The 3,772-nt window shown below is 48.8% G+C and carries 6 protein-coding genes; all 6 read left to right on the forward strand.

Annotated features, from left to right (window positions below):
• Window positions 1-146 precede the first annotated feature (146 nt).
• The gene (locus Q0605_RS05300; protein ID WP_298704886.1) at window positions 147-815 is read left to right on the forward strand and encodes an SDR family oxidoreductase; all 669 of its coding nucleotides are present in this window, start codon (window positions 147-149) and stop codon (window positions 813-815) included.
• On the forward strand, window positions 802-1,266 hold the full coding sequence (locus Q0605_RS05305; RefSeq protein WP_298704888.1) for a hypothetical protein: 465 nt from the start codon (window positions 802-804) through the stop codon (window positions 1,264-1,266). Before Q0605_RS05300 ends, Q0605_RS05305 begins: the two co-directional genes overlap by 14 nt.
• Before the next feature lie 100 nt (window positions 1,267-1,366).
• Window positions 1,367-1,792 carry a hypothetical protein gene (locus Q0605_RS05310; RefSeq protein ID WP_298704890.1) on the forward strand — a complete coding sequence of 142 codons (426 nt, stop codon included), beginning with the start codon at window positions 1,367-1,369 and terminating at the stop codon, window positions 1,790-1,792.
• An 88-nt stretch (window positions 1,793-1,880) separates the two neighbouring features.
• Window positions 1,881-2,381, forward strand: a complete 501-nt coding sequence (locus Q0605_RS05315; RefSeq protein ID WP_298704892.1) for a hypothetical protein — start codon at window positions 1,881-1,883, stop codon at window positions 2,379-2,381.
• A 1-nt stretch (window position 2,382) separates the two neighbouring features.
• Window positions 2,383-3,441 (forward strand): hypothetical protein, encoded by a 1,059-nt coding sequence (locus Q0605_RS05320; protein ID WP_298704894.1) that lies wholly within the window; start codon window positions 2,383-2,385, stop codon window positions 3,439-3,441.
• A 100-nt stretch (window positions 3,442-3,541) separates the two neighbouring features.
• Window positions 3,542-3,772, forward strand: a 231-nt coding sequence (locus Q0605_RS05325; RefSeq protein ID WP_298704896.1) for a hypothetical protein, incomplete at its 3' end; no start/stop codon positions are given.

A 3,772-nucleotide genomic window follows, 5' to 3' on the forward strand; every position in this document is an offset into this window, starting at 1 on the left:
TACCCGGCGAAGTCGCGGCGCGGACTGTTTCAACCGCGCAAATTTAGCGGCGGGCACAATGAGCAAAGAAAATTTAGCGCAGCGAAATTTACGTGACGCGCTAAGTTTAACGCGCCGAAGCGGCATTAAAATTTAAAGGAGAAAAGATGAAAGCATTGATCACGGGCGCAAGCGGCGGTATCGGCAGCGCGGTTGCGGAGCTTTTGCGGCAAAACGGCTATGAAATTTTAACGCTAGCCTCGCGCTTCGAGGATACGCACGCGCTAGCGAAGGAGTGCCGCGCGCTGGCTGCGGCGTGTGAGATTGACGCGCTGATTTTATGCGCGGGTACGGCGAAATTTACGCCGCTTGAAGCGATGAGCGAGAGTGAAATTTTAAAAATTTTAAACGTAAATCTCGCCGCAAACATTATCATCGCGCGCGCGTTTTTGCCGAATTTAAAGCGCAACCGCGCCCATATCATCGGCATCAGCTCGATCGAAGCGCTGCGATCTAGCCGCTTTAGCGCGGTTTATAGCGCGAGCAAGGCGGGGCTGAGGGCGTTTCTGCTCTGCCTTTTTGAGGAGGCGCGCAAGCAGATCAGAGTAAGCTGCATCAACCCTGACATCACCAAAACGCCCTTTTACGAGGATTTGAGCTTCGAGCCTGCAGATGATGAGGCGAGCTTCGTGGATGCGGGGGAGATTGCAAATTTTACGCTGCAAATTCTGCGCACGAAGTCCAACGTGAGCGAGTTTACGATCCGCCCGCAAATCGTAAATCTGCGGAAAAAATCAAAATTTAATCGCGAAGGGGGCGAAATTGAAAATCGGTAAAAGTCATGTTTTTGTGCTAGCTGTGGCGCTTCTTATCATTTATGCCGCGTTTGTAAGCGGTAGCGGCGGGTATTGTAGCGCGAGAGAATTTTTTTCAGGCAGGCATGATGAGGAAGATGACGCTTGCATCGCCAAGCTGATAAAGCGAGCGGACGCGGGTAATATATATGCGGCAAATCGGCTAAGATATCCGCACGAGGCGTATATCAAGCGCACATGCAAAAAGGAAGTGGAAAGCTTGGGTGAGCGCGAAAGATATTATTTTGAGCTCTATATCCAAAATCGCTGCGAAGCTTGGGGCTTTGAAACGCCCAAATCAAAGGGCGGCGAAGCAAATACGACGAGTGGCGAGGGAAATTTAACGCATGAGGATATCAATACAATCCGTAATGCAACAGGCGTAATCAAACGCGATGTAAATTCTACGGGAGGATTAAATGCCGGGCGATAAAGCGAAATTGAAAGCCAGGAAAAGTCAAATTTTTTTGCTAATTGTAGGAGTTATTATTCTGTGCGCCCTATATATAAAAATCAGCAGCTCGTGCTGCAATGTGAGAGAGGTATTTTTGGGCTATGGCGAAGAAGACGATGCCTGCATTGCCAAGTTGGTAAAGCAAGCGGATGCCGGCGATGACCATGCAATAAATCGACTAATGTATCCGAGCCAGGCATATATCAAGCGCACATGCGAAAAGGGAGTAGAAAACTTGAGCGAACGCGAGAGATATTATTTCCAGGGCTTTGGCGGGGATCGCTGCGAGATTTGGGGCTTTAAAACGCCAAAATTAAAGGGCGATGAAGCAAACACGACGAGCGGCGGCAGTAATTTAGCGCAAGGCGATACGAACGTAACGGATAGCGAGAGAAATTTAACGCGCGCCGAGGCAAACAACGGCGAAGCTGACACTACGGGCAACAAGGCGGACACGACGAAGCGCGAAGGAAATTCTACGGAAGAACAAAATGCTGGGCGATAAGATTAGCCTTGAAGGCGATATCGTAAATTTTATGCCGTTGGTCAAATTTGTGAAAAAATGAGTTAAAATTTATTACTCAAGGAAAAACATGGTAAAAAAGAGATCTTTAAAAATAAAAGGAAGCATATCGATTGCCATAATCCTGCTTTGGGCTTATTTTTTGATTACGACGCTGGGCGGTGATAGATACTGTGGCGTATGGGATTATATCGCAAATAGTGAAGAGGATGACGCCTGCATCGCCAAGCTGATAAAGCGCGCAGACGCAGGTAGTGAATTGGCGCTCAATCGGCTTAGATACCCTAGCAAGGCGTATATCAAGCGCGTATGCGAAAGGGGAGTGGAAAACTTAGGTGAGCGAGAGAGATATTATTTCGAGCGTTTAGGTGTAGATCGTTGCGAAGCTTTAAATTTTAAAGATAACGAAGCAAATACGACGAGCGGCGGCGGTAATTTAACGCGAGGCGATACGAACGCGACGAACGGCGGAGTAAATTTAACGCGCGCCGAGGCAAACAATGGCAAATCTGACACTGCAGGCATTGATGCGAGCTCGATAAAGCGCGAAGGAAATTCTACGAAAGAATAAAATGCTGGGCGATGAAAATTTAGAAAAATTTTTCTCAAAAATCGACGCTGCGGAGTTTGGAATTTCTACGGACTCAAAGCTTGCTTCAAAAAATTCCAAGCTTGCAGGAAGCGCGAGGGGCGGGAGCGGCGACAAGCCTTTAAAATCACAAGACGGCGCGGAATTTTGCGACGGACAGTCATATTCTAACGGCGCGCAGCAAGCTGAAATTTTAAAATTTAATGCCGAGCCGCCGTTTGATGCCGAGCAAGTGCGTCTTGATACGGAGCAAGCACACTTAAAATTTAACGTCCGTCCATCGCAGTCGGAGCCGGGCGTCAGACAAGCGCTTGCGTTCGGTGATGAGCCGCCGCAGGCTCAGTTCGACGCCGAGCGAGCACAGACGAAGATCGAAAATTTCATGCGCGATCTGCTGCAAAACTATGTGCTTTGCGTAAGCGGTGCGGAATTCGCCTTCGCGGAGATCGAGGCGTATTTCACGGGCGCGGATCGAAACACCTACAAGCGCACATCGCGGGCGGGCGAGATATTTTTTCATAATTTCGGCTTTGACATTTCGTTTCGCAGCGTCCCGCAAAGCGGCGGCGGGATTTTGGTGCGAAGCCTGCGTGTCCTAAGTGGCGCAGAACTTTTGGCGGGCGGATTACCTGGTTTCGCAGGCCGCTTATCTGGCTCGGCAGGCGGCTTGCACGGCTTGGCGGACAGCGGCCAGCTCGGCTCTGCCATTGCCACGCTTATACAAAACGGCGATTTTATCGCGGGTCCGCGCAAATGCATGGGTAAAATTTTAAATCTGCAAACGCGAAATTTAAGCTTTTCGCTACGGCGTGCGCCGAAAATAGCGCGTGCAGCGAGCTTTAGCAACCGAATCCGACGAGGTGAGATCGCAAATGAAGTGAATTTCGGTACAAGCGCTAGCTGTGCGACGGGTACAGCGGCTGCGGCGAGGCTTGCGAATGAGCCGCGCAGGCTTACTAGCGAGGAGTTTGAGGTATATTTGAGCGTAGGCTGCGCGGCGGCGAAAACATATAAAAAATCGCTGCAAAGATACGAGGGCTAAATTTTGATTGGACTGCGCACAGCGGACGCGCGGTGAAATTTAATGAGCTTTAAGCTGCGAGAATATAAAATGGCGCGTCCATCAAATTTAAAGGCGGCAAATGGATCAAAGCAGGCTAGATGAATTAAAAAAGCCACTACAAAAGCGACATCAGGAGCCGAAGCGGGGCTTGGAACAAAATTCTAACGGCGAAAATTTTAAAGCCCCAAATTCTGAAACCAAAAATTCCGAAGTCTCAAATTCTAAATTCTTGAATTATAAATCTTCAAATTCCGAAGCTTCAAATTCTGAAACCCTAAATTCCGATTCTGGCGCTTTAAATTTAGAAACC

It is taken from the genome of uncultured Campylobacter sp. (genome assembly GCF_938017705.1).
Lineage (GTDB): Bacteria > Campylobacterota > Campylobacteria > Campylobacterales > Campylobacteraceae > Campylobacter_B.